The sequence below is a fragment of the Polaromonas potterensis genome, assembly GCF_033446725.1.
Classification (GTDB): Bacteria; Pseudomonadota; Gammaproteobacteria; order Burkholderiales; family Burkholderiaceae_C; genus Polaromonas.
In genome coordinates, this window is record NZ_JAWQLX010000006.1 from 83,756 (window position 1) to 107,142 (window position 23,387).

The following is a 23,387-nucleotide window of genomic DNA, read 5'->3' on the forward strand; positions in this document are numbered from 1 at the left end:
GCCCCTGACGCCTCCCCTGGAAATCATCAAAACACCCTATTCATGTCCACGATCCCTGAGTCCTCTTCCCCCACTTCCGCCCTGCCTGCCGTCGCCGACGCCGCCCTGCTGCTTGAAGTCGCCGAACTGGTGGTTTCTTCCCTCAACCTCGAAACCGCCCCGGCCGACATCCAGCCCGACGACGCCCTGTATGGCGACGGCCTGGGCCTGGACTCCATCGACATCCTGGAGATCGCGCTGGTGGTCTCCAAACGTTACGGCCTGCAGCTGCGCGCAGACCATGAAGACAACACCGCGATCTTCCAGTCGCTGCGCAGCCTGAGCGCGCACATCGCTCAACAAAGAACGAAGTGAAACCCGGCTTGACGGCAACACTGCTGCGCGGCGCTCGCTGGGCAGCCATTGCCGGCTTATGCATCGCCTACTCGGTGCTGTCCCATTTCGCGGCCGCCGACACCCACCCGGACCTGCTGGATGCGGCCGTGGCCATCGCCCCGCTGCTGGCGCTGGCCGGCCTGCTGGCCTGGCGTTCGCCGCAGCGGCCCTGGATGTTGTTGCTCTGCCTGGTGGGTTGTGCCGCGCTCTACGGCCTGAGCGGCTGGCTGGTGCAGCATTACAACTGGGTGTTTCTGCTGCAACACGCCGGCTTCCAGGCCTTGCTGGGCCTGACCTTCGGCCGCAGCCTGCGCGCCGGCCAGGTGCCCATGATCTCGCGCTTTGCCGCCATCGTGCATGGCGGCCTGTCCCCCGCGCTGGCCCGTTACACGCGCCAGGCCACTTGGGCCTGGACCCTGTATTTCGCCGCCATCACCGGTGTGTCGCTGCTGCTGTTCTGGCTGGCGCCGGTCGCGGTCTGGTCGGTTTTTGCCAACCTGCTGAACCTGCCGCTGCTGGTCCTGATGTTTGCCGCCGAATACATCGCCCGCCTGTGCCTGCTGGCACCGTCCGACCGGGCCGGGCCGCTGGAGGCGATTCGCGCCTACCGGCAAGCCAGCTCGGGCACGGTGCCGCCGTCCCCTTGAGAAGCCGCCCATGACCACTTATGCACTGACTGCCCACCACAGTGGCGACGACACCCTGGCCTGGCGTTACGGCGAACGCATCACGGTGCGCCAGTTTCTCGCCGATGTCCGGCAACTGGCAGCGTCGCTGCCGGCCGGCCGCCAGCACATGCTCAATGCCTGCCATGACCGTTATCACTTCACGGTAGGTCTGGGCGCGGCGCTGCTGACCCAAAAAATCAGCCTGCTGCCGCCCACCCACACGCCGGAAATGGTGCGCCAGTTGCAAACCCTGGCGCCGGATGTTTTTTGCCTGTCCGACGCACCCCACACCATTGACCTGCCCGGTTTTGCTTACCAGGACGCGTTTGCGCGCGGCCCAGCCAATGTGGACCCGGACGCGCCCTGCGACATCCCGCATCTGTCCGGCAACCAGCCGGTGGCCGATGTATTCACCTCCGGCTCAACCGGCCTGCCCTTGCCGCACCGCAAAACCTGGGGCGCCCTGGTGCAGGGCGCCCGCGCCGAGGCCGAACGGCTCGGCCTGGGGGAAGGGCAGCCCTACAGCATCATCGGCACGGTGCCGCCGCAACACATGTACGGCTTTGAATCCACCGTGTTGCTGCCGCTGCACAGCGGCGCGGTGATCCACGCCGGCCAACCGTTTTATCCGGCCGATATCGTCAGCGCCCTCGAGGCCGTCCCCCGCCCGCGGCTGCTGGTCAGCACGCCCGTGCATTTGCGCGTGCTCCTGGCGTCCGGCTTGGAACTGCCGGCCGTAGACGCGGTGTTATCGGCCACGGCGCCCCTGCCGCCGCAACTGGCGCAAGACTGCGAAACCCGTTTTGGCGCCCCGTTGTTTGAGATTTATGGCTCCACCGAAACCGGCCAGATCGCCTCGCGGCGCAGTGCCCAAACGGCCGAGTGGGAGCTGTTCCCCCGCATCACACTGACACCTCACGATGACCGCATGTGGGCCAGCGGCGGCCACGTCGAGCAGGTCGTGCCCATGAACGATGTGCTGGAAGCCCTCGACAGCCGGCGTTTTTTGCTGCATGGCCGACTGAGCGACCTCATCAACATCGCCGGCAAACGCAGCTCGCTGGATTACCTGAACCACCAGTTGGGCAGCATCCCCGGCGTGCTGGACGGTGCGTTTTTTATGCCCGAGGACAGCGGCCAGGACAGCGTGGTGCGCGTGATGGCTTTTGTGGTGGCGCCCGGCATGACGGCGGCAGCATTGCACGCGGCACTGAAGGAGCGCATAGACACCACCTTCCTGCCGCGTCCGCTGGTATTGCTAGCCGCTTTGCCGCGCAATAGCACCGGAAAATTGCCACGCGAGACCCTGCAGGCCCTGGCCAGGGAACACCAGGCTCGGACCAGCCAGGAAGGCCAGCCCCATGCAGGGTGAATCCAGCCTGAGCTTTGCCCCTGATCACCCGGCGTTTGCCGGGCACTTTCCGGGACGCCCCATCGTGCCGGGAGTGTTGCTGCTGGACGCGGCGATCCATGCCCTCATGCAGGCATATCCTGCCCCCGACGGCAGCCCGCCCCCGACCTGCCAAATCAGCTCGGCCAAATTTCTCAGCCCGGTTTTGCCCGGCGAAACACTGAGCCTGTCCTGGCGCAGCAGCGGCACGGGCCAGACCCGTTTTGACATTGCCGGCAGCGACCGCCCCGTGGCGACCGGCCTGCTGGTGTTCGGGACCGCCGCATGAACACGCCACATCCCAAGCCGGACACGGCAACCACCTGGCAGCAGCGGCCGGAACGCAGCAACATGTTGATGTTGCGGATCATGACCTGGATTTCGCTGCGCCTGGGCCGCAGCGCGGGCCGCGGTGTGCTGTATGGCATTGCCGCTTATTTTTTCATCACCAATGGCGGCGCACGCCGCGCCTCGCGCGATTACCTGCGCCGCGTGTTGAATTTGCCGCAAATCGGCTGGCGCCAGATGTTCCGGCATTTCCTGAGTTTTGCCTCCTGCACCCATGACCGGATCTACCTGATCAACGACCACTTTCATCGCTTCGATATCCGAATTCACCAGGAGCATCTGGTGGCCGAGTTGACGGCCACGCGCCAAGGTGTTTTTTTGATGGGCGCCCACCTCGGCAGCTTCGAGGTTTTGCGCGCGGTGGGCCGGCGCCAACCCGGCCTGCGTGTGGCCATGGTGATGTACGAAGAAAACGCGCGCAAAATCAACGCAGCCCTGAGCGCCATCAACCCCGCGGCCCAGCAGGACATCGTGGCCCTGGGCCACGCCGACTCCATGCTCAAGGTCCACGAGTTGCTCGAAAGCGGTTGTGTCGTCGGCATGCTGGCCGACCGTGGCCTGAACCGGGACAGTACCCGCCCCATCCCTTTCCTCGGTGAAGCGGCCGAGTTTCCTGTCGGCCCGTTTCGCATGGCGGCCCTCATGCGGCGCCCGGTGCTGTTCATGGTCGGGCTGTATGCGGGCGGCAATCGCTACGATATTCATTTTGAAACGCTGGCCGATTTTTCTGCGATTCCAGCGGGCGGACGTGAAGCGGCCGTGCAAGCCGCGATGGCGCGTTATGCCGAACTGCTGGCGCAACATTGCCGCGCAGCCCCCTACAACTGGTTCAACTTTTTTGACTTCTGGCGGACTAGCAAAGCGCCGTCTGCCGCAACCCCCGGCCTTGCCCCATGAACAATGTGCTCCCCTCCCTGATGACCCGTGGCCTGAAAACCTGGCTGGCTGGTGCCGGCCTCTTGCTCAGCCTGTGCAGCACACCGGCCCTGGCCGCCTGGGACATCCAGCAACTCATGCAAGGCCTGGCCCAGAACAAATCGGGCCGTGCCAGTTTTGTTGAAAAGAAATACATCGCCGTGTTGGACGCACCGGTGGAGTCCTCCGGCGAACTGCTGTACACCGCACCCGACCGCCTGGAAAAACGCACGCTCAAACCCAAACCCGAATCCCTGGTGATTGACGGCGGCAACCTCACCGTCGAACGCGGCAAACGCCGCATGGTGCTGCGCCTGCAGGACTACCCGGAGCTGGTCGCTTTCACCGAAAGCATACGCGGCACTCTGGCCGGCGACACCGCCGCGCTCAAACGTATTTACAACCTGGACCTGGAAGGCAACGAAGAGCGCTGGACCTTGACCCTGCGCCCCATTGAAACCAAGATGCTGGACGTGGTGCAACGCATCCGTATCGGTGGCAGCCGCGCCGAGGTGAAAACCATAGACATCGAGCAAACCGACAAAGACCGCTCGGTCATGGTCATCACCCCCATGGCCGCACCATGAGGGGCAAGATTTTTCGGCGCGCCTTTCTGCCGGTCTGGCTCTGGCTGGCGTTTTTGCTGGCCTGCGGCGCCATCATCAGCCGCACCCAGTTCACCACCGACCTGTCGGCGTTTTTGCCGCGCAACCCGACACCCGAGCAACAACTGCTGATGGACCAGTTGCGTGACGGCCTGGCCTCACGCCTGATCCTAGTCGGCATTGAAGGCGCCGATGCGCCCACCCGCGCCCAGCTTTCCAAACAGGTCGCCCAGCGCCTGCGCGCCGACCCGGTTTTTGTCTCCGTCAACAATGGTGAACCCGTCAACACCGAACGCGACCGGGCCTACCTGTTCAACAACCGCTACCTGCTCAGCCCGGCCGTCACGCCGCAACGTTTCAGCACCGACGGCCTGCATGCCGCCCTGGGTGAAAGCATAGACCTGCTGGCCTCGCCCGCCGGCCTGATGGTCAAGTCCCTGCTGCCCAATGACCCGACCGGTGAAATGGTGGAATTGCTGGGGCAGCTCGACAGCGGCACCCACCCGCCCCTGGTCGATGGCGCCTGGGCCTCGCGTGACGGCGCACGCGCCTTGCTGCTGATGCAAACACGTGCCCTGGGCTCGGACACCGATGCCCAGCAACACGCCATGGCCGCCATCCGGCAGGCGTTTGACACCGCGTCCCAGGCCAGCCCCACGGCCAAGCTGGTGATGACCGGGCCCGGTGTGTTTTCGGTGACCTCGCGCGAAACCATCCAGAGCCAGGTCAGCCGCCTGTCCCTCATCAGCATCCTGATCATCGCCACCTTGCTTTTGCTGGTCTACCGTTCCCCGACCGCGCTGGCCCTGGGTTTTTTGCCTGTGATCAGCGGTGTACTGGCCGGGGTGGCCGCCGTCAGCCTGGGTTTTGGCTCGGTACACGGCATTACCCTGGGCTTCGGCACCGCCTTGATTGGCGAAGCCGTGGACTATTCCATCTACCTGTTTGTGCAGTCCGAACAGGCCAAGGCGGACCAGCAGCAATGGGTGAAACGCTTCTGGCCCACCATACGTCTGGGCGTCTTGACCTCGATCTGCGGTTTTGCCTCGCTGTTGTTCTCGGGCTTTCCCGGCTTGGCGCAACTCGGCCTGTATGCGATTGCCGGGCTGGTGGCCGCAGCCGCCATGACACGTTTTGTGTTGCCGCACCTGTTGCCGGCGACGTTTCGCATCCATGATGTCTCGGCCATAGGCCGCGTGTTGAGCCGCCTGACCGAACGTGCGGCCGCCTTGCGCTGGTCGGCCATCATCGTCTTGCTGGCCGCTTGCGCCATCCTGGTCCTCCACCACGACAGCTTGCTCGATGAGAAAATTTCTTCGCTAAGCCCGGTGTCGCGGGCCGATATCGCGCTGGATGAAAGCCTGCGCGGCGACATGGGCGCGCCCGACGTGCGTTACCTGGTGGTGATCTCCGGCCCCAGCCGGGAAACCGTGCTGACCGCCTCCGAAAAAGTCTCGGCGCTGTTGCAGACACAAGTCGATCAGGGCGAACTCGCCGGCTTTGAAAGCCCCAGCCGTTATCTGCCCAGCATAGCCACACAACGCGCCCGTCAGTCCAGCCTGCCACCGCCCGATGAATTACAAGTACGACTGGCACAAGCGGTACAAGGCCTGCCGGTGCGTGCGCCACTGTTCACCCCTTTTCTGGCCGATGTGGAAAGCAGCCGCAACCGGCCTTTGCTACAGGCCAGCGACCTGGAGCGGACCTCCATGGCCATGGCGGTCGATGCCTTGCTGCTCCAGCAATCCCGCGGTGGCTGGACGGCCTTGCTGCCGCTCAAGGCGCCCGAAGGGAGCGGCATCCAGGCCGACAAAATTCGTGCGACCCTGGTCACCACCGGTTTGTCGAATGTGCTGTTCGTGGACATGAAAGCCGAATCCGATCGCCTGTATTCCGGCTACCTGCGTGAAGCCACCTTGCTGTCGCTGGGCGGGCTGGTGGCCATCGTCCTGCTTTTGCTTGTGATCTTCCGCTCACCGCGGCGGGTGTTACACATCATCGCGCCGCTGGTCGCCTCCGTCATCACCGTCACGGCGGGGCTGGCGTTGTTTGGACAATCCCTGGTGATTTTGCATCTGGTGGGTTTGCTGCTGGTGGTGGCGGTGGGCTCGAATTACGCGCTGTTTTTTGACCGGCCCGAACCGCTCACGCCCATCCCCCACCGCACCCTGGCCTCGATGTTGCTCGCCAACCTCACCACGGTCGCGGGTTTTGGCCTGCTGGCGTTTTCCAATGTCTCCATCCTGCAGGCCATGGGGTCTACCGTCGCCCCGGGTGTGATCCTGGCGCTGGTGTATGCCGCGATTTTTGCGAAGCCCACCCATGCCTGAGCCACGCTGGCATTCCACGCCTCTGATGCGCGCCTCCATTGCCGTGCATGGGCTGGCCCTGGTGGTGCTCATCGCCGCCCCCGACTTATGGCCCTGGGTGCTGGCCGCCCTCGTGCTGAATCACCTGCTGATTGCCGGCGCCGGCCTGTGGCCACGCAGCCACTGGCTGGGACCGAACTGGACCCGGCTGCCCGCTGCTGCCATCGCCAGGCATGAAATCGCCCTGACCATAGATGACGGCCCCGACCCGGAGGTCACGCCTCTGGTGCTGGACTTGCTCGACCGTTTTGCGGTTCAGGCCACGTTTTTTTGCATAGGCGAAAAAGCCGCGCGTTACCCGGAACTGTGCCGCGAAATTGTCAAGCGCGGCCATACCGTCGAAAACCACAGCCAGCAGCATCGCCATCATTTTTCACTGATGGGGCCACGCGGCCTGACGCGAGAAATCCAGGCCGCGCAGGACACACTCACCCACATTTCCGGCCAGCGTCCCCTGTTTTTTCGTGCCCCGGCCGGCTTGCGCAACCCGTTTCTGGAACCGGTGCTGGCCCGGCTCGGGTTGAAGCTGGCGACCTGGTCGGTACGCGGCTTCGACACCCGTGTCGGCGACGCAGACCGTGTCAGCCACAAACTGGTGCAGGGCCTGCAAGCCGGTGCCATTCTGTTGCTGCATGACGGCAACGCCGCACGTACGCCCAGTGGCACACCGGTCATTCTCGAGGTCTTGCCCGCCGTGCTGGTATCTGCCGCTTCCGCCGGCCTGCGGGTGGTCACCCTGCGTCAGGCCCTGGCATGAGCCAACCGCAACAGCGCCCCTGGTACCGTCAAATGGCCACGGTCATCCCTCAGCATTTACTGCTGAAGGGCGGCGGGACCATGCTTTTCATCGGCGTATTTTTTGCGGCTTATTTTTACCTGCTCAAACACCCGGCCTACCCGGTGACGGTGATGCCTATCACCTGGCCAGACCAGTGGATCGCCTTTGAGCCGCTCGCGATGCCGCTGTACCTCTCCTTGTGGGTGTATGTGTCGCTGCCGCCCTTGTTACTCGCGACGCGGTCCGAGCTTCAGCGTTACGGCCTGGCCATGACGGCCACCTGCCTCACGGGCCTGGTCATCTTCTACTTCTGGCCGACGGCAGTGCCAACGCCAGATATCGACTGGGCCCTCTACCCCGGCGTGGATTTTCTCAAAAATCTGGACGCGGCCGGCAATGCCAGCCCCTCCCTGCATGTCGCCACGGCTCTTTTTTCCGGGGCCTGGCTGCATCACTCCTTACGCCGCTTTGGCGGGCCGACGTGGTTGCGGATATTGAACTGGCTCTGGTGTGTCGGGATCGTCTATTCCACCCTGGCCACACGCCAACATGTGGCAGTCGATGTCTGGGCTGGTCTCGCGCTCGGAGGCCTGGGCGCCTGGCTGTCCTTGCATCCTCGCCTGTACACCGTTTCAGTCCGTCCGCAAACCCATTCCTGAAGGCGTGTTGACCTCAATCTGCCCTCTGAATTTGCTACCATCTCACCTTATCTAGATAGGCTGGTTTTCTCTGAACTCGCTCTGGCTTTCCCATTTCACCGCGACCAGCGCCATCGGCCATGGTCTCCAGCAAACCCTCTCCGCGCTGCAACAGCAACACGGCGGATTGGCACCGTGCGCATTCGATACCGTTGATCTGAGCACCTATGTGGGTGAAGTCGCGGGTGTGGATGAGATACGGCTTCCCGCACACCTGGCCGACTTTGATTGCCGCAACAACCGGCTCGCTTTACTGGGCTTGATGCAAGACGGTTTTGCCGATGCCGTGAGCGCCGCCAGCCAAAAATATGGCGCGCAACGTGTGGGCGTGTTCATAGGCACCAGCACCTCCGGTATTTTGCAAACCGAACTGGCCTATCGCCGGCTGGACCCGGTGAGCGGCGCTTTGCCTGCCGATTTTGTGTACGGCAGCACACACAACACCTTTTCCGTGGCTGATTTCACGCGCCAGTATTTGGGCTTGCGCGGTCCGGCTGCCGTGGTGTCCTCGGCCTGTTCCTCCAGCGCCAAGGTGTTTGCCTCGGCCCGCCGCATGATGGCAGCGGGATTGATAGACGCGGCGGTGGTGGGCGGCGTGGACTCCTTGTGCCTGACCACCTTGTACGGTTTTCACTCCCTGGGCCTGACCTCCACCCAAGCCTGCCGCCCCTTCGACACCACACGCGACGGTATTTCCATTGGTGAGGCCGCGGCTTTTGCGTTGCTCGAGCGTGTGCCCGAGCAGCTCGACAAAAGTGCCGTGTTGCTGCTGGGGGTGGGTGAATCGAGCGACGCCCACCACATGTCCTCCCCCCACCCCGAGGGCCTGGGCGCACGTTTGGCGATGCAAGACGCGCTGAACATGGCCGGTCTTGGCGCCGCCGACATCGACTACATCAACTTGCACGGCACGGCCACACCCAGCAACGATGCGGCCGAAACCAAGGCCGTTGCCACATTGTTCGGGTCGGCGACGCCTTGCAGTTCCACCAAGGGCGCGACCGGGCACACCCTGGGTGCGGCAGGTGGTGTCGAGGCCGTGATCTGCGCCTTGGCCCTGCAACACGGCTTGTTGCCAGGCGGCTTGAATACGCAGCAACTGGACTCGACCCTGCCCCTGAACTACCTGCTGGCCAACCGTGAACAATCCCTACGTCACGTGCTGAGCAATTCTTTCGGTTTCGGCGGCACCAACTGCAGCCTGGTTTTTGGCCTCGCCGCTGAGGGCAGAAAAAAATGATGCTGCATGCTGCCAAGGCCGCCCGGCCTCTCACCGTTTTTGTTGAAGGCATAGGCCTGCTGGGCCCCGGCCTGAACAACTGGGCACAAGGCCGCGAACTGCTTCAGGGCAAGTCACCCTACCAGGCCGTGCGCTGTGTTTTGCCCCTGCCCATGGCCTTGCCGCCGGCTGAGCGCCGCCGCGCCGGCGCCGTCGTGAAAGTCTCCTTGGCGGTGGGTCAGGAGGCCGTGACAGCTTCTGGTTTGCAAGCCGCCACCCTGCCGTCGGTTTTTTCATCGTCCAGCGGCGACGCCGTGAACTGCCACGAAATCTGCAGCGCCCTGGCATCCAGCGACCGATTGATCTCGCCAACGCGTTTTCACAATTCGGTGCACAACGCTGCCTCAGGTTACTGGAGTATTTCGAGTGGCGCCATGGCGTCTTCATCGGTGCTCTGTGCGCGTGATGCCAGTTTTGCCGCCGGTCTGCTGGAAGCCATGACGCAGGTGGTCGTGGCGCAAACCGCGGTTTTGCTGATGGCCTACGACACCGACTATCCCGAGCCATTACACAGTGTGCGGCCCGTGCCCGACACCCTGGGCGTGGGCTTGGTGCTGGCGCCACAGCGCAGCGAACGCAGCCTGGCGCAATGGACGCTGGCACCCGACACCTGCTTCACGAGTGTTATGTCGGATCGCCTGGACGACCCCGCTCTTGAACAAGTCCGCCAAAAAATTCCCGCCGCACGTTGCCTGCCGCTGCTACGCAGTGTGGTGACACAACATGCTGGTGCGGTGGTGCTGGACTACCTGGAAGGCCTGCAACTGGCCGTACAGGTGGCGCCCTGACGCTGCGGCACGATGACACTTATGCCTTCGCACATGCCCGCCACCTTGCAACACGACGAGATCGCCAGGCGCATCCCACACCAGGGCAATATGTGCCTGCTGGACGCGGTCACAAGTTGGGACCACAGCCACATCCAATGCCAAGCCAACAGCCACAACGCCCACTATCACCCGCTGCGTGCGTATGGCCGGTTGGGCGCAGCCTGCGGCGTGGAATATGCGGCGCAAGCCATGGCGGTACACGGCGCGCTGGTGGCTGAAAGTCTGACCGAAGGCAGCGCCAACATCCCTCCTCGCGTCGGCTACCTGGCCAGCATGCGTAGCGTCACCCTGCATGTGGACCGACTGGACACGGTGACCGGCCCCTTGACGGTGTCTGCAGAACGCATCACGGGGGATGACAACACCGTGCTTTATAACTTCAAGGTGCAGGCCGGCGCGCAAACCCTGCTCAGCGGCCGTGCCGTGGTGGTGCTGGATGCCGCAGCACTCTCGCCGCTGGCGCCTGCTGGCGCGCACCCGGCCTGAATCACCCCGCCACGAAATATATGTTGATGAACAAGCCTCTCAAACGCGCACTGGTCACAGGCGGCAGCGGCGGCATCGGCTCGGCCATCTGCCGGCGTCTGGCGGCCGACGGCTTCAGCGTGATCGTGCATGCCAACATCAATCTGGCCACGGCACAAGCCGTCGCGGCGGACATCGTGGCTCAGGGCGGCCAGGCACAGGCCGTGGCGTTTGACGTGACCGATGCGGCCGCCACGGCCGCGGCCTTGCAAGCGCTGCTGGAAGACGGCGCTATCCAGGTGCTGGTCAACAACGCCGGCATCCATGACGACGCCGTTTTTCCGGGCATGCAACTGGCTCAGTGGCAACGTGTGCTGGATGTGTCCCTCAATGGATTTTTCCATGTCACCCAGCCGCTGACCCTGCCCATGATCCGCACGCGCTGGGGCCGCATCATCACCATCACCTCGGTCGCGGCCGTGGCCGGCAACCGGGGCCAGGTCAACTATTCGGCCGCCAAAGGTGCGTTACATGCTGCCACCAAATCGCTGGCCCTCGAAGTGGCCAGCCGCGGCATCACCGTCAACGCCGTGGCGCCTGGCATCATCGCCACCGCCATGACCAAGGACAGATTCAGCCCGGAGCAGATTGCCACGCTGGTGCCCATGAAACGCGCCGGCAAGGCCGAGGAAGTCGCCGACCTGGTTGCTTTCCTGGCTTCCGAACAGGCCGCCTACATCAGCGGCCAGATCATCTCGATCAACGGCGGAATGATCTAGGAATATGGCCCCCACGTTCGCTCGCTTCGCGTAGCTCTCTGCCCCCCTAGGGGGCGCTGCGCCTGCGGACTGGCAAAGCCAGATCCGCGGCCCCGGCTTGCAATGCGGGCAAACCCAGGCTCGCTCGCTGACTGCTATACGCCTTTGACGCGCCGCCACAGCAGCACCGGCAAACGCAGGACAAAACCGAGCAACAAGCGCGAGTGCATCCAGCTCAACAAGAGGTTGTCGCGCAGGTAATTGAAGTGCGACACGCCGCCTTCGTCGGGGCGGAAGTATTTGACGGTGGCCGGCAGGTTGATCGGCTTGACACCCAACCAGCACATGCGCACCACGGCTTCGGGGTCGAAGTCGAAGCGGCGCATCCAGCGCTGCCCGTGCATCACGCGCCGCAGTGGCGCGATCGGGTAGACGCGAAAACCAAACAGCGAGTCCCCAATACCGGCCCACAGGGTTTCCAGGTCAGCCCAGCCGTTGGACAACTTGCGGCCATTGACGCGCAGACGCGGCGCGTCGGCCGCGAACACCGGCACACCCAGCACCATGACGGCCGGCTGGGCGCTGGACGCGGCCATGAAGTCGGGAATCAGCGGCGCCGGATGTTGACCGTCCGAGTCCATGGTCAACACATGGGTGAAGCCTTGTGCCGCCGCCAAATCAACCCCGTGCAACACGGCGGCGCCCTTGCCGACGTTATGCGGCAACACAATCACACGCAGGCCGTCATCCTGCGCCGCCATGGCCAACAGGCCCGCGGCACTGTCGTCGGTGCTGCCATCCACCACCACCCAGACCGGTGTCCACTGCGCACGTGCCGAACGCACGGTTTCATAGACTTTGGGACCGGGGTTGTAGCTGGGAATCAGGACAAGATGGGTGCGGGACACGCGGGGACAATCAACATTCATCGGCATGGCAAGTGGGCGAAAAAATAGGGGAAACGTCAGCAGGCCAGTGTTCAGGCCGGCGGCGGCTTGATGGGGAAGTCGGGCAACTGGGCATGCGCGAGTTCGGATTCGAAGTATTGCTCCAGCTCGCTGACAAACTGCGCGGTATGCCGGGGCGGATCAAAACGTTTGCCCAGCCTGAGCTTGTAGGTGATGGGCATGGCCGGTGTCCAGAGCAGCGACCAGCCTTTGCCCAGGAAACCCGAGTCGGTTTCAATAAACACGGTCTGCACCGGCACGCCTGCATTTTTGGCGATCAGTCCGGTCGTGCCCTGCATGGGCCCCACCGGAAAACGCGTGGTGCGTGTACCTTCGGGAAACAGCAACAAATGGCTGCCCTTGCGCAAATCATCCACCCCCAGTTGCACCATGGTGCGCAGCGGCGTGTTGCGGATATAACCGGCCAGCCGGGCGCCGGCCCCATAAAACACGCTGTTGACGAGTTCGGCCTTCATGATGCAGGTCGCATTCGGCAGCCGCGACAAAATCATGACCGCGTCGAGCAAGGAAGGATGGTTGGGCGCAATCACCATGGGCGGGCCATCCCGCAAGGTATCGAGTTCGCTCAGGTCAAACCGGCAAGCCCCCATCAACACCAGAAAACGCAGATAAGCCCGGGTCGTGGCGGTGACCAGCTTGCGGCCCAGGCGTTTGCTCAGCACACGCGGCAGGATTGCACGCATCGGAAAAGCCAGCAGCGTGACCGCCAGGCAGATCACGCCCAGCACCACAAAACCCAGGTGCATGCGCAGCGTGTCGTGCAGGCTTTTGTGCCTGGCGTGTAGCTTCAGCGATTTTTTCAGCAAGGCATGTGGTTTGTAGTCCATAAATCAGTGCTTAAGCCGGCGCTTAACGCGCGGCCGGCTCCACACCCTCGACGACACGAATATTGGCCTTGCGCAGGCGCATGGCCTGCCACGAGCGTTTGAAGTTCAGGGCAGAACCAATGTAGAAAAATCCCTTGAGTATCAGCAGCGAAGGCCAGATCGGCGTTTTGCCAAAAATATCGCCAGCCAGCATCGACAGCAGAGCTTCTTTCACACGCCAGATATTGCTGGGACCCATGAACATGTCGCGCATGGTCGGGTTCGTCACGCGGTAGATAAACCACGAGAACTCCTTGGGACCCAGGCGCACCTGTTTGTCAAAACGGGCCAATGCCGATGCGGCTTTCGCCGGTTCGCGCAGGCAGGTGTCCACCGTGTCGGCGCCAACAAAACCGCCCTGCATGGCCAGCATGACGCCTGACGAAAACACCGGGTCGATGAAGGTGAAGGCATCACCGATCATCAGGTAGTTGGGTCCGTGTGTGCGCTCGCAGGCATAGGAAAAATTACCGGTCGCCTCGACCTCGGACGACAAAGTCGCCTGGGCCAGCCGCTCGCCGAGCGCCGGGCACATGGCAATCGTGTCGAGGAAAAAGTCCTTGACCGGTTTGGTCCGGCTTTTCAGGTAATGCGGCCAGACGACCGCGCCAACGCTGGTAAAACCATCGGCCAGCGGAATAAACCAGAACCAGCCATGGTCGAACCAGAAAATGGTGATGTTGCCTTCGTCCTGGCCCGCATGCCGCGTGGCGCCGGTGAAGTGGCCATACAGCGCGGAGCTATTGTGTTTGGGGTTGCGGCGTTTGATGTCGAACTGCTTGCCCAGCACCGTGTCGCGGCCCGACGCGTCAACCACAAAACGCGCGCGCCAGTGCTCGACGCGGCCATCGTCGTGCTGCGCCTGCACCGTGGCACCGCTGCGATCAGGCGCAAAATCCACGCCTTTGACCTTGCAGCCTTCAATCACCTCGGCGCCCAGCCGGGTGGCGTTGCGGATCAGGATTTCGTCAAACTCGGAACGCCGCACCTGGTAGGAAAACGGCATGGTTTTGTCCCAGGCGTCGGCAAACTGAAAGGTCTGGCTTTTGCTGTCATGCCAGGGCGAGACAAATTCGGCGCCCCACTTCTCCATGCCTATGGCTTTCACGGCATCGGCGACCCCGAGTTTTTCAAACAGCGCCAGGTTGGCCGGCAACAGCGACTCGCCGATGTGAAAACGCGGGTGGTGTTCTTTCTCCAGAACCACCACTTTGTGGCCCTTTTGCGCCAGCAGCGCCCCAGCCGTGGCGCCAGCCGGGCCGCCGCCAATCACCAGGACATCACAGTCACGAAGGATGGCGGAGGATGGGGTGGTCGCTGAACTCTGCTCGGTCATCACGGGTCCTTGGTAGAGAGTTTTTGGAGCCTGCCGCCTAACCTTCGCTTAGGTCTAGGGCGTGGGAAGTGCAGTTGTGCGCTGGATGCGTCAATTCAAGGAGTTTACGCTGGGCCGTGCCCCACTTTTGTGCTGAATTTTCCCGCCACGGCGTGGTGTTTGGCGCCGTCCCACGGATAAACCACGTCTTGGCCAGTGACAGCGTTACAAATCCTCGCAATCCCGGCGCCCGCCGCTGTGGTTTATGCGCGGCAAGGCGCAACTCAGCCATGGCTTGGCTGGCCGCTCCGATCAGCTCTCCGGCAAGTGCTATTATTTTGCCGGTCATGTTGCACCCGCGCACCCGCTCTGAGTTCACCCGTGTATTCAGCCTTTGACCGACACCGCCTGAACCCCCTGTGAACCTTCCCACCCCACCTCTCTCCCCTGCCGATCTGGCGCCCGCCGCCGCGGCCGGAAAACACACACCGATGATGGTCCAGTACCTGGGCCTGAAAGCGGACTATCCCGACACCCTGCTGCTGTACCGCATGGGCGACTTTTACGAGTTGTTTTATGCCGATGCCGAAAAAGCCGCACGCCTGCTCGACATCACGCTGACGCGGCGTGGCCAGTCTGCCGGCGAACCGGTGGTCATGGCCGGCGTGCCCTTTCACTCGCTGGAAGGGTACCTCGCCAAACTGATCAAGCTCGGCGAATCCGTCGCGATCTGCGAGCAGGTCGGCGACGTGGCCACCAGCAAAGGCCCGGTCGAACGCAAGGTGGTGCGGGTGGTCACACCCGGCACCTTGACCGACACCGAGCTGCTGAACGACAAAACCGAATCGATTTTGCTCGCGGTACACCAGGGCAGCCGCAACACCTGCGGCCTGGCCTGGCTCAGCGTCACGCAGGGCGAGATTCACCTGGCGCATTGCGCCAGCGACGAGCTGGAAGCCTGGATTGCGCGGATTGCGCCCAGCGAGTTGCTGTACAACGTGGATGTCACCCCGACTTTCGAGCAGCGCCTGAAAACCCAGCGTTGTGCGGTCAGCGCCCGACCCGCCTGGCAGTTTGACGCCACGCTGGGGGCACGCCGCCTGCTGGCCCAGTTGCAGGTCGCCTCGCTGGCCTCGTGGCATGCCGAAGCCTTGCCCGAAGCCCATGCGGCCGCCTCTGCCCTGCTCGGTTACGCCGAACACACGCAGGGCCGGAGCTTGCCCCATGTACACAGCCTGCAGGTCGTGCGCTCCGGCGAGCTGATCGAGCTGCCGCAAACCACGCGGCGCAACCTGGAACTGACGCAAAACCTGCGCGGTGAAGATTCGCCCACCCTGTTTTCGCTGCTGGACAGCTGCAGCACCGGCATGGGCAGCCGCGCGCTGAAAAGCTGGCTGCTGAGCCCGCGGCGCGACCGCAGCCAGGCCCAGGCCCGCCTGGATGCGATTGCCGTCCTGCGCGGCGGCCTGCAACAACAATTACGCGCCGGACTCAAGGGCTGCAGCGACGTGGAACGGATCACCGCCCGCATCGCGCTGCGCCAGGTACGCCCGCGCGAATTGGTGGCTCTGCGCGATACGCTACAAAAAACAGAGCTGTTTGCGCCCGTCCAGCAAGGGCTACCGGCACTTTTGACCACTATTTTCGAGGATTTGCAGGCGCCGCCGGCCTGCGCCGCCTTGTTGCATCGTTATGTGCTGGACGAACCCGCCGCGCTGATCCGCGACGGCGGCGTGATCAACCACGGCTGCGACGCCGACCTCGACGAGTTGCGCGGCATCCAGACCAACTGCGACGACTTTCTGCTCGACCTGGAAGGCCGCGAAAAAGCCCGCACCGGCATTGCCAACCTGCGGGTGCAGTTCAACAAGGTGCACGGCTTTTACATCGAAGTCACGCAAGGCCAGCTCGACAAGGTGCCCGACGACTACCGGCGCCGCCAGACCCTGAAAAACGCCGAGCGTTACATCACGCCCGAACTCAAGGCTTTTGAAGACAAGGCCTTGTCGGCGCAAGAACGTGCGCTGGCCCGCGAGAAATGGCTGTACGAACAACTGCTCGACCAGTTGCAGAATTTTGTCCCGACCCTGAGCCGGCTGGCACGGGCGCTGGCCAGCCTGGACGCCTTGTGTACGCTGGCCGAACGTTCCTTGACGCTGAACTGGACCGCGCCGGTGTTTGTCCGGGAACCCTGCATCGACATCAGCCAGGGCCGGCACCCGGTCGTCGAAGCCCGACTCGGCGAAACCAGCGGCGGCGCCTTTATCGCCAACGATTGCAATCTGGGCGGCAAAAGCCGCATGCAGGTCATCACCGGCCCCAACATGGGTGGTAAATCCACCTATATGCGCCAGGTCGCCATCATTGTGTTGCTGGCCAGCATGGGCTCTTACGTGCCGGCCAGCGCGTGCCGGCTTGGGCCCATCGACGCCATCCTCACCCGTATAGGTGCGGCCGACGACGTGGCCAACGCCCAGTCCACCTTCATGCTGGAAATGCTGGAGGCCGCGCAAATCCTGCACGCGGCCACCCCGCATTCGCTGGTGCTGATGGACGAAATCGGCCGCGGCACCTCCACCTTCGACGGCCTGGCGCTGGCCGGCGGCATTGCCGCCCACCTGCACAACAAAACCCAGGCCTTCACGCTGTTTGCCACGCATTATTTTGAGCTGACCGAGTTTCCGGTGCGCCACCATGCGGCTGTCAATGTGCATGTCAGCGCGGTCGAGTCCGGCACCGACATCGTGTTCCTGCACCACATCGAACCCGGCCCCGCCAGCAAGAGTTACGGTATTGCCGTGGCCAAGCTGGCCGGCGTGCCGGCCGGTGTGGTTAACCATGCGCGGCATGCGCTGGCGGCGCTGGAAACCCAGCAAAACGCCTCACGCGCCCAGGTCGACCTGTTTGCCGCGCCGCCCGAGGCGCCGGCCGCCGAACTCAGCGTCGTGGAAAAAGCGCTGAACGGCATAGACCCCGATGCGCTCAGCCCGCGCGAAGCGCTGGACGCCTTGTACCAGTTGAAAAAGCTTGCGGCCAGCTAAGCGACAGACTATGGTTTCCCCATGACTTATTGCGTCGCCATCAAACTGAACGCCGGCCTGGTGTTTTTATCGGACTCCCGGACCAATGCCGGGCTGGACCAGATCAGCACTTTCCGCAAGATGATCATTTATGAAAAGGTCGATGATCGTTTCATGGTGTTGCTATCGGCCGGCAACCTGTCGGTTTCGCAGTCGGTGCGCGAGATCCTGCAGGTCGAACAACTCAAGGACGCCGATGGCGGCCCGCCCATCACCATCTGGAACGCCAAAAGCATGTTTGATGCGGCGCGTGTGCTGGGCTCGGCGATCCGCCGTGTGCATGAGCGTGATGCCGATGACCTGAAACACAACGGCGTGGAATTCAATGTCTCGCTGATTTTCGGCGGGCAGATCAAGGGCGAAGCCATGCGTCTGTTTCAGGTGTATTCAGCCGGCAACTTCATCGAAGCCACACCCGAGACGCCTTATTTCCAGATCGGTGAATCCAAATACGGCAAACCGGTGCTGGACCGCGTGCTCACCCCCGACACCCCGCTGGACGAAGCCGCCAAATGTGCGCTGGTGTCGATGGACTCGACACTCAAATCCAACCTGTCGGTCGGCCTGCCGCTGGACATGGTGGTGTACGAGTCCAACAGCTTCCACTCCGACAAGGTGGTTTGCATCGACTACGACAACCCTTATTTCCGCATGTTGCACGACAACTGGGGCAAAAAGCTGCGTGAGGTCTTTGACAGCATCGAAGACCCGATGTGGAGCGGCGGTGAAACCCAGGTGCCGCTGCTGACACCCTTGTCGCGCAACCAGCCGCTGAAGAAAATTACCTCGCCTGAAGAAAAACTGATTTAAGCCCGGACCGGGCGGACTCATCCCCGTCCGAGCCTGTCCTTCCGGACACCATCCGGGAGCCCCGGATGGCGGACCCCGTCCGCACTGACCTTCCTGAACGACCTCGTGCCCACCACCACCAAACCCCTCATCGTTTTTTCCCACGGCAACAGCTTTCCCGCGAGTACCTATGGCGTCTTGTTCCAAAGCCTGAAAACGCGTGGTTTCCAGATCAAGGCGATTGAAAAATTTGGCCATGACCCGCGTTACCCCGTCACCAGCAACTGGCCGCACCTGGTGCAGCAACTGGCCGACTTCAGCACCGAAGCCGTTGAAAAAACCGGCCAGCCGGTGTTTTTGGTTGGCCATTCGTTGGGCGGTTTTTTAAGCCTGATGTGTGCCGCGCGCAACCCCGTGCTGGGCGGCCTGCCGGTGCGCGGCGTGTTGCTGATCGACTCGCCCATCCTCGGCGGCTGGCGCGCCGCGGCGCTCAGCGTCGCCAAACGCGCGCAACTGGTGGGTTCGATTTCCCCCGGCGCCATCAGCCGCAAACGCCGGCACCAGTGGCTGGGCCAAGCCGAAGTGCTGGCGCATTTCCGCAGTAAAAAGGCTTTTGCGCAATGGGACGAACAGGTGTTGCTGGACTACATCGAACACGGCACCCATGATGCGCAGGGTGAAGGCGACAACCAGCGCCTGCTGAGTTTTGACCGCGACGTGGAAACCGCCATCTACAACACCTTGCCCCACAACCTGGAAGGCCTGCTCAAGCGGCACCCGCTCAAATGCCCGGTGGCTTTTATAGGCGGGCGTCAGTCAACCGAGATGAAACAAGTGGGCATGACCATGACCGAAAAAGTCACCAAAGGCCGCATCATGATGCTGGACGGCAGCCACCTGTTCCCCATGGAAAAACCCATCGCCACCGCGGCCGCCGTCGAAGCCGCCTTGCGCAACCTGATGGACTGAATAAGGTGGTCGGCTCAAGCCGACCAGGTAACCCAGCCCATGTGTGCCGTCACCAGCACCACAATGCCGAACACGATGCGGTACCAGGCAAAAATCACAAAGCTGTGGGTGGCGATGTAGCGCAGCAACCAGCGAATACACAGCCAGGCGCTGATGAATGAAAACAGCAGGCCCACGCCAAACATCGGCAGGTCGGCCATCGACAGCAAGGCGCGGTCCTTGTACAGGCTGTAGACACCCGCGCCTATCAGGGTCGGGATCGCCAGGTAGAAGGAAAAATCCGTCGCTGCCTTGCGCGACAGGCCTAACAACATGCCACCAATGATGGTGGCGCCGCTGCGGCTGGTGCCCGGGATCATGGCTAGGCATTGCACCAGACCCACCTTGAGCGCGTCCATCACGGTCATGGTTTCCACTTCCTGGATACGCGCCACGGCTGGGTTGTTTTGTTGCCGCCGTTCGGCCCACAAGATGATGAAGCCGCCAATGATGAAGGTACTGGCCACCACCGTCGGCGTGAACAGATTGGCCTTGATGGCCTTGCCGAACAGCAGGCCCAGCAGCACTGCCGGGAAAAAGGCCACCAGCACATTCAGCGCAAATTGTTGTGCCTGCTTCTCGGTCGGCAGCGCCACCAGCGTGTCGCGGATTTTTTGCCAATACACCAGGATCACGGCAAAGATGGCGCCAGTCTGGATCGCGATGTCAAACACCTTGGCCTTGTCGTCGTCAAAACCCAGCAACGAGCCGGCCAGGATCAGGTGACCGGTGGAAGAAATAGGCAGGAACTCGGTCAGGCCCTCGACGAGGCCCATGACGGCAGCCTTGATCAGCAACACAATGTCCACGCTTAGCTTTCTGAAGTTGGCGGGACAGGCCGCCGCCACACATCGGCCAGCGCTGTCCTCAAGAGATTCGAAAAAGCGATTATCGCTGGCCCCTACACGGCAGCAGCACGGCAACGCGTCAAACGGCCACCGTCACAAACGATACCCCGCTCCCCGACCCGCGGGCAAAAACGCAAGCGCCCGCACAAGGCCCGCAGGCCATCCCCATTCAGCCTGGGGCCAGTCACCCGCACCCGCAGACAATGGCGGTATATAAATTATCCAATTGGTCATATATTTTTTTGGATCTATTCGACAATTTTCAAAAAAGCATAAGAAAATCAAGCCTATGCCGCACAAGAATCCAAACTCGTGGCACGCGACTTGCATGAGAGACATCTGATGATGACCAGCGCCACCAACTGGTACACGCTGGGTTTGCCCGACGGCATGGTTGAAGAACATGAGATGAAACACGGCAACTACGGGTAATTCTTCAATAATATTTGACCATTAGGTCAAATAATTTTCTAAACTTGCAATACATCCTGTTCTGGAGCGCCCATGAATTCGTCGCCTTTTCACAGCCGCTACTGGTCCGACTGGACCAGCGAGGCCTTTTCCCGGCTAGACCGGTCTCGCCTGATCGCTGTGTTGCCCGTGGGCGCCACCGAGCAGCACGGTCCGCACCTGCCCATGTCCACCGACACCGCGACCATAGACGGCATGGTGCAAGCGGCGATCCGGCACCTGCCGCCGGAACTGCCGGCCTTGTTCCTGCCCACCATGGCCTACGGCAAGAGCAACGAACATTCACGCTACCCGGGCACACTCACGGTGTCGGCCTCGACCCTGATCGCGTTGTGGAGCGAAATCGGCGCCTGCGTGGCTGCGGCCGGCGTGCGCAAACTGGTGTTATTCAACAGCCACGGCGGCCAAATGTCGGTGATGGACATCGTGGCGCGCGACCTGCGCGAGAAATATTCCATGATGACCGTCGCGGCCAACTGGTACACGTTGGGCCTGCCCGGCGGCATGTTTGAAGAGCATGAGATGAAACACGGCATCCATGCCGGCGATCTCGAAAGCTCGATCATGCTCAAGCTCACGCCCGACCATGTGCGCCGCGAGAATTTCAAGAATTTCCCATCCTTAACCGAAAAACTCGCCAAGGAAGGCCGCTTCCTGTCCATCAGCCCCAGCGGCAAGCTCGGCTGGCAGACCCAGGACATCAACCCCGAAGGTGCGGCCGGCGATGCCACGCGCGCGACCGCCGACAAGGGCGAAGCCGTGCTCGACCACGTGGGCCAGCGTTTTGTCGAGCTGCTGCAAGAAATCGACCGTTTCCCGATAGCGCGCCTAGACAACGCCCCCGCCTGGACATAAGCCCCACCAAGGATGGTCATGGACACCAACGCTTCATCAAAGCAGCCGCTGGTCAGCCTGCGCAACGTCGGCAAACGTTTTGCCAACGGCACGCTGGCGCTGGAGGGCATGAACCTCGACATCGGCGAGCACGACTTTGTCAGCTTCCTCGGCCCTTCGGGCTGCGGCAAAAGCACGGCACTGCGCCTGATCGCCGGACTCACCAGCATCACGTCGGGCGAGGTCGTCTGGGGCAGCGCACCCACAGCCAGCAGCGGCATCAACCGCGACCTGGGTTTTGTGTTCCAGGAGCCCACGCTGATGCCCTGGGCCAAGGTGTTTGACAACGTGTACCTGCCGCTCAAACTCAGCGGCATGAAGCGTGACGAAGCCGCACCGGTGGTGCAGCATGTGCTGGAGATGGTGGGCCTGTCACGTTTTGCCGACGTCTACCCGCGTGAACTTTCGGGCGGCATGAAGATGCGGGTCTCGATTGCACGTGCACTCGTGACCCGGCCGCGCCTGCTGCTGATGGACGAGCCTTTCGCCGCGCTCGACGAAATGACACGTATCAAGCTCAACAATGACTTGCTGGCGATCTGGAAGGAACACCGCTTCAGTGTCATTTTTGTGACCCACAGCGTCTACGAGTCGGTCTATCTGTCCGACCGCATCGTCGTGATGGCGGCCCGGCCGGGCCGGGTGATCGACGAGATCCGCATCGACGAACCCTATCCGCGCGGCGACGCTTTCCGCACCTCAACCCGCTACAACGAACACTGCATTGCAGTGTCGCGTTCGCTTCACGGAGCCCTTCATGGCCTCAGCATCGACCACTGACCGCATGGCCGTGCCTGCGCCCGCTTCACTCGTTTCTCCGGCTTCGCCCGATGACAGCCTGACTGTCGGCAGCAACCAGGACCGGCTGGCGCGCGCGCAGCGACGCGAGACGCTGCTGCGCATCGTCCTGCCAATCGCCGTTGTCACTTTCCTGTTTCTGCTCTGGGAAGCCATGGTGCGTGTCAACAACATCCCGCACTACATCCTGCCTGCGCCCTCACTCATTTTGAGCACGCTGTTTGACAACTGGGACTCGTTATCGCCGGCCTTGTGGTTCACGGTCAAGCTCACCTTGCTGGCGCTGGCCGCCGCGATCGCCGGTGGTGTGTTGCTGGCGATTGCGTTCTCGATGTCCAAATGGGTGGAGATCGGTTTTTTCCCGATTGCCGTGATCCTGCAGGTCACGCCCATCGTCGCCATCGCGCCGCTGATCCTGATCTACGTCTCCAGCACCACGGCCGCGCTGCTGCTGTGCGCCTGGATCGTCGCTTTTTTTCCCATCCTCTCCAACACCGTGATCGGCCTCAAAAGCGCCGACAGCAACCTGCGCGACCTGTTCACGCTGTACCAGACCACACCCTGGCAGCGTTTTCGTTACCTCCTGATGCCCAGCGCCCTGCCCTACTTCATGGCCGGTCTGAAGGTCGCCGGTGGCCTGAGCCTGATCGGTGCCGTGGTGGCGGAATTCACGGCCGGCACGGCGGGCCGCGAAACCGGGCTGGCCTCACGTATTCTCGAATCCAGCTTTCGCACCGAAATCCCCATGATGTTCGCGGCGCTGCTGCTGGTGTCCCTGCTGGGCATCGCGATTTTTATCGTGTTCGCGGCGCTCTCGCGCTGGGTGCTGGGCCACTGGCACGAAAGCGAAATGCGGCGCGAAAACTGATCAC

General features: G+C 62.6%; 21 protein-coding genes and 1 pseudogene. 18 read left to right on the plus strand and 4 right to left on the minus strand.

Features of this window, described 5'->3' with window-relative positions; all coding sequences use genetic code 11:
* The first annotated feature begins 42 nt into the window (after positions 1 to 42).
* The 12 genes and pseudogenes from R6254_RS12495 (at position 43) to fabG (ending at position 11,499) form a co-directional block, all read left to right on the plus strand.
* Positions 43 to 354, plus strand: coding sequence for a phosphopantetheine-binding protein (locus R6254_RS12495; protein ID WP_318407219.1), 312 nt, complete (start codon positions 43 to 45; stop codon positions 352 to 354).
* Positions 355 to 362: 8 nt separating this feature from the next.
* Positions 363 to 1,022 carry a COG4648 family protein gene (locus R6254_RS12500; RefSeq protein ID WP_318407220.1) on the plus strand — a complete coding sequence of 220 codons (660 nt, stop codon included), beginning with the start codon at positions 363 to 365 and terminating at the stop codon, positions 1,020 to 1,022.
* A gap of 10 nt (positions 1,023 to 1,032) precedes the next feature.
* Positions 1,033 to 2,722 (plus strand): annotated as a pseudogene (locus tag R6254_RS12505) (AMP-binding protein).
* Entirely contained in the window at positions 2,719 to 3,678 is a 960-nt protein-coding gene (locus tag R6254_RS12510; RefSeq protein WP_318407221.1) for a lysophospholipid acyltransferase family protein, read from the plus strand. The pseudogene R6254_RS12505 and the gene R6254_RS12510 overlap by 4 nt, the downstream one beginning before the upstream one ends.
* A complete protein-coding gene (locus R6254_RS12515) occupies positions 3,675 to 4,283 on the plus strand; it encodes a LolA-related protein (RefSeq protein ID WP_318407222.1) in 609 nt (202 codons plus the stop codon). The genes R6254_RS12510 and R6254_RS12515 overlap by 4 nt, the downstream gene beginning before the upstream one ends.
* A complete protein-coding gene (locus R6254_RS12520) occupies positions 4,280 to 6,631 on the plus strand; it encodes an MMPL family transporter (protein ID WP_318407223.1) in 2,352 nt (783 codons plus the stop codon). Before R6254_RS12515 ends, R6254_RS12520 begins: the two co-directional genes overlap by 4 nt.
* Positions 6,624 to 7,427, plus strand: coding sequence for a polysaccharide deacetylase family protein (locus R6254_RS12525; protein ID WP_318407224.1), 804 nt, complete (start codon positions 6,624 to 6,626; stop codon positions 7,425 to 7,427). Before R6254_RS12520 ends, R6254_RS12525 begins: the two co-directional genes overlap by 8 nt.
* On the plus strand, positions 7,424 to 8,107 hold the full coding sequence (locus R6254_RS12530) for a phosphatase PAP2 family protein (protein WP_318407225.1): 684 nt from the start codon (positions 7,424 to 7,426) through the stop codon (positions 8,105 to 8,107). The genes R6254_RS12525 and R6254_RS12530 overlap by 4 nt, the downstream gene beginning before the upstream one ends.
* Positions 8,108 to 8,177: 70 nt before the next feature.
* Positions 8,178 to 9,386, plus strand: coding sequence for a beta-ketoacyl-[acyl-carrier-protein] synthase family protein (locus tag R6254_RS12535; RefSeq protein WP_318407520.1), 1,209 nt, complete (start codon positions 8,178 to 8,180; stop codon positions 9,384 to 9,386).
* Positions 9,386 to 10,213, plus strand: a complete 828-nt coding sequence (locus R6254_RS12540; RefSeq protein WP_318407227.1) for a beta-ketoacyl synthase chain length factor — start codon at positions 9,386 to 9,388, stop codon at positions 10,211 to 10,213. The genes R6254_RS12535 and R6254_RS12540 overlap by 1 nt, the downstream gene beginning before the upstream one ends.
* A gap of 12 nt (positions 10,214 to 10,225) precedes the next feature.
* The gene (locus R6254_RS12545; protein ID WP_412103162.1) at positions 10,226 to 10,741 is read left to right on the plus strand and encodes an ApeP family dehydratase; all 516 of its coding nucleotides are present in this window, start codon (positions 10,226 to 10,228) and stop codon (positions 10,739 to 10,741) included.
* A gap of 26 nt (positions 10,742 to 10,767) precedes the next feature.
* Entirely contained in the window at positions 10,768 to 11,499 is a 732-nt protein-coding gene (gene fabG / locus R6254_RS12550; protein WP_318407231.1) for a 3-oxoacyl-ACP reductase FabG, read from the plus strand.
* Positions 11,500 to 11,633: 134 nt separating this feature from the next.
* Here fabG and R6254_RS12555 read toward each other — a convergent pair whose 3' ends face one another.
* Genes R6254_RS12555 through R6254_RS12565 form a run of 3 tightly spaced genes read right to left on the minus strand, consistent with a single transcriptional unit; the run spans position 11,634 to position 14,648 of the window.
* Positions 11,634 to 12,407 (minus strand): glycosyltransferase family 2 protein, encoded by a 774-nt coding sequence (locus tag R6254_RS12555; RefSeq protein ID WP_318407522.1) that lies wholly within the window; start codon positions 12,405 to 12,407, stop codon positions 11,634 to 11,636.
* A 50-nt stretch (positions 12,408 to 12,457) separates the two neighbouring features.
* The gene (locus tag R6254_RS12560) at positions 12,458 to 13,273 is read right to left on the minus strand and encodes a lysophospholipid acyltransferase family protein (protein ID WP_318407232.1); all 816 of its coding nucleotides are present in this window, start codon (positions 13,271 to 13,273) and stop codon (positions 12,458 to 12,460) included.
* Positions 13,274 to 13,295: 22 nt separating this feature from the next.
* Positions 13,296 to 14,648 (minus strand): NAD(P)/FAD-dependent oxidoreductase, encoded by a 1,353-nt coding sequence (locus R6254_RS12565; protein ID WP_318407234.1) that lies wholly within the window; start codon positions 14,646 to 14,648, stop codon positions 13,296 to 13,298.
* 470 nt (positions 14,649 to 15,118) lie between these two features.
* On the opposite strand from R6254_RS12565, the gene mutS reads away from it, so the two are divergent.
* The 3 genes from mutS (at position 15,119) to R6254_RS12580 (ending at position 19,465) form a co-directional block, all read left to right on the plus strand.
* The gene (gene mutS, locus R6254_RS12570; RefSeq protein WP_318407524.1) at positions 15,119 to 17,668 is read left to right on the plus strand and encodes a DNA mismatch repair protein MutS; all 2,550 of its coding nucleotides are present in this window, start codon (positions 15,119 to 15,121) and stop codon (positions 17,666 to 17,668) included.
* A 21-nt stretch (positions 17,669 to 17,689) separates the two neighbouring features.
* The gene (locus R6254_RS12575; RefSeq protein ID WP_318407236.1) at positions 17,690 to 18,517 is read left to right on the plus strand and encodes a proteasome-type protease; all 828 of its coding nucleotides are present in this window, start codon (positions 17,690 to 17,692) and stop codon (positions 18,515 to 18,517) included.
* Positions 18,518 to 18,622: 105 nt separating this feature from the next.
* The gene (locus R6254_RS12580; protein ID WP_318407237.1) at positions 18,623 to 19,465 is read left to right on the plus strand and encodes an alpha/beta hydrolase; all 843 of its coding nucleotides are present in this window, start codon (positions 18,623 to 18,625) and stop codon (positions 19,463 to 19,465) included.
* 14 nt (positions 19,466 to 19,479) lie between these two features.
* Here the strand turns inward: R6254_RS12580 and R6254_RS12585 are convergent, their stop codons facing one another.
* Complete coding sequence (locus tag R6254_RS12585) at positions 19,480 to 20,313, minus strand: undecaprenyl-diphosphate phosphatase (protein WP_318407239.1); 834 nt, start codon at positions 20,311 to 20,313, stop codon at positions 19,480 to 19,482.
* Between the two features lie 543 nt (positions 20,314 to 20,856).
* Here R6254_RS12585 and R6254_RS12590 point away from each other — a divergent pair.
* From R6254_RS12590 to R6254_RS12600, 3 genes are read left to right on the plus strand one after another with little or no spacing between them, the layout of a single operon-like run.
* Positions 20,857 to 21,678 carry a creatininase family protein gene (locus tag R6254_RS12590; RefSeq protein WP_318407241.1) on the plus strand — a complete coding sequence of 274 codons (822 nt, stop codon included), beginning with the start codon at positions 20,857 to 20,859 and terminating at the stop codon, positions 21,676 to 21,678.
* 18 nt (positions 21,679 to 21,696) lie between these two features.
* Positions 21,697 to 22,497 carry an ABC transporter ATP-binding protein gene (locus R6254_RS12595; RefSeq protein WP_318407242.1) on the plus strand — a complete coding sequence of 267 codons (801 nt, stop codon included), beginning with the start codon at positions 21,697 to 21,699 and terminating at the stop codon, positions 22,495 to 22,497.
* On the plus strand, positions 22,475 to 23,383 hold the full coding sequence (locus R6254_RS12600; protein ID WP_318407244.1) for an ABC transporter permease: 909 nt from the start codon (positions 22,475 to 22,477) through the stop codon (positions 23,381 to 23,383). The genes R6254_RS12595 and R6254_RS12600 overlap by 23 nt, the downstream gene beginning before the upstream one ends.
* The last annotated feature ends 4 nt before the right edge of the window (positions 23,384 to 23,387 follow it).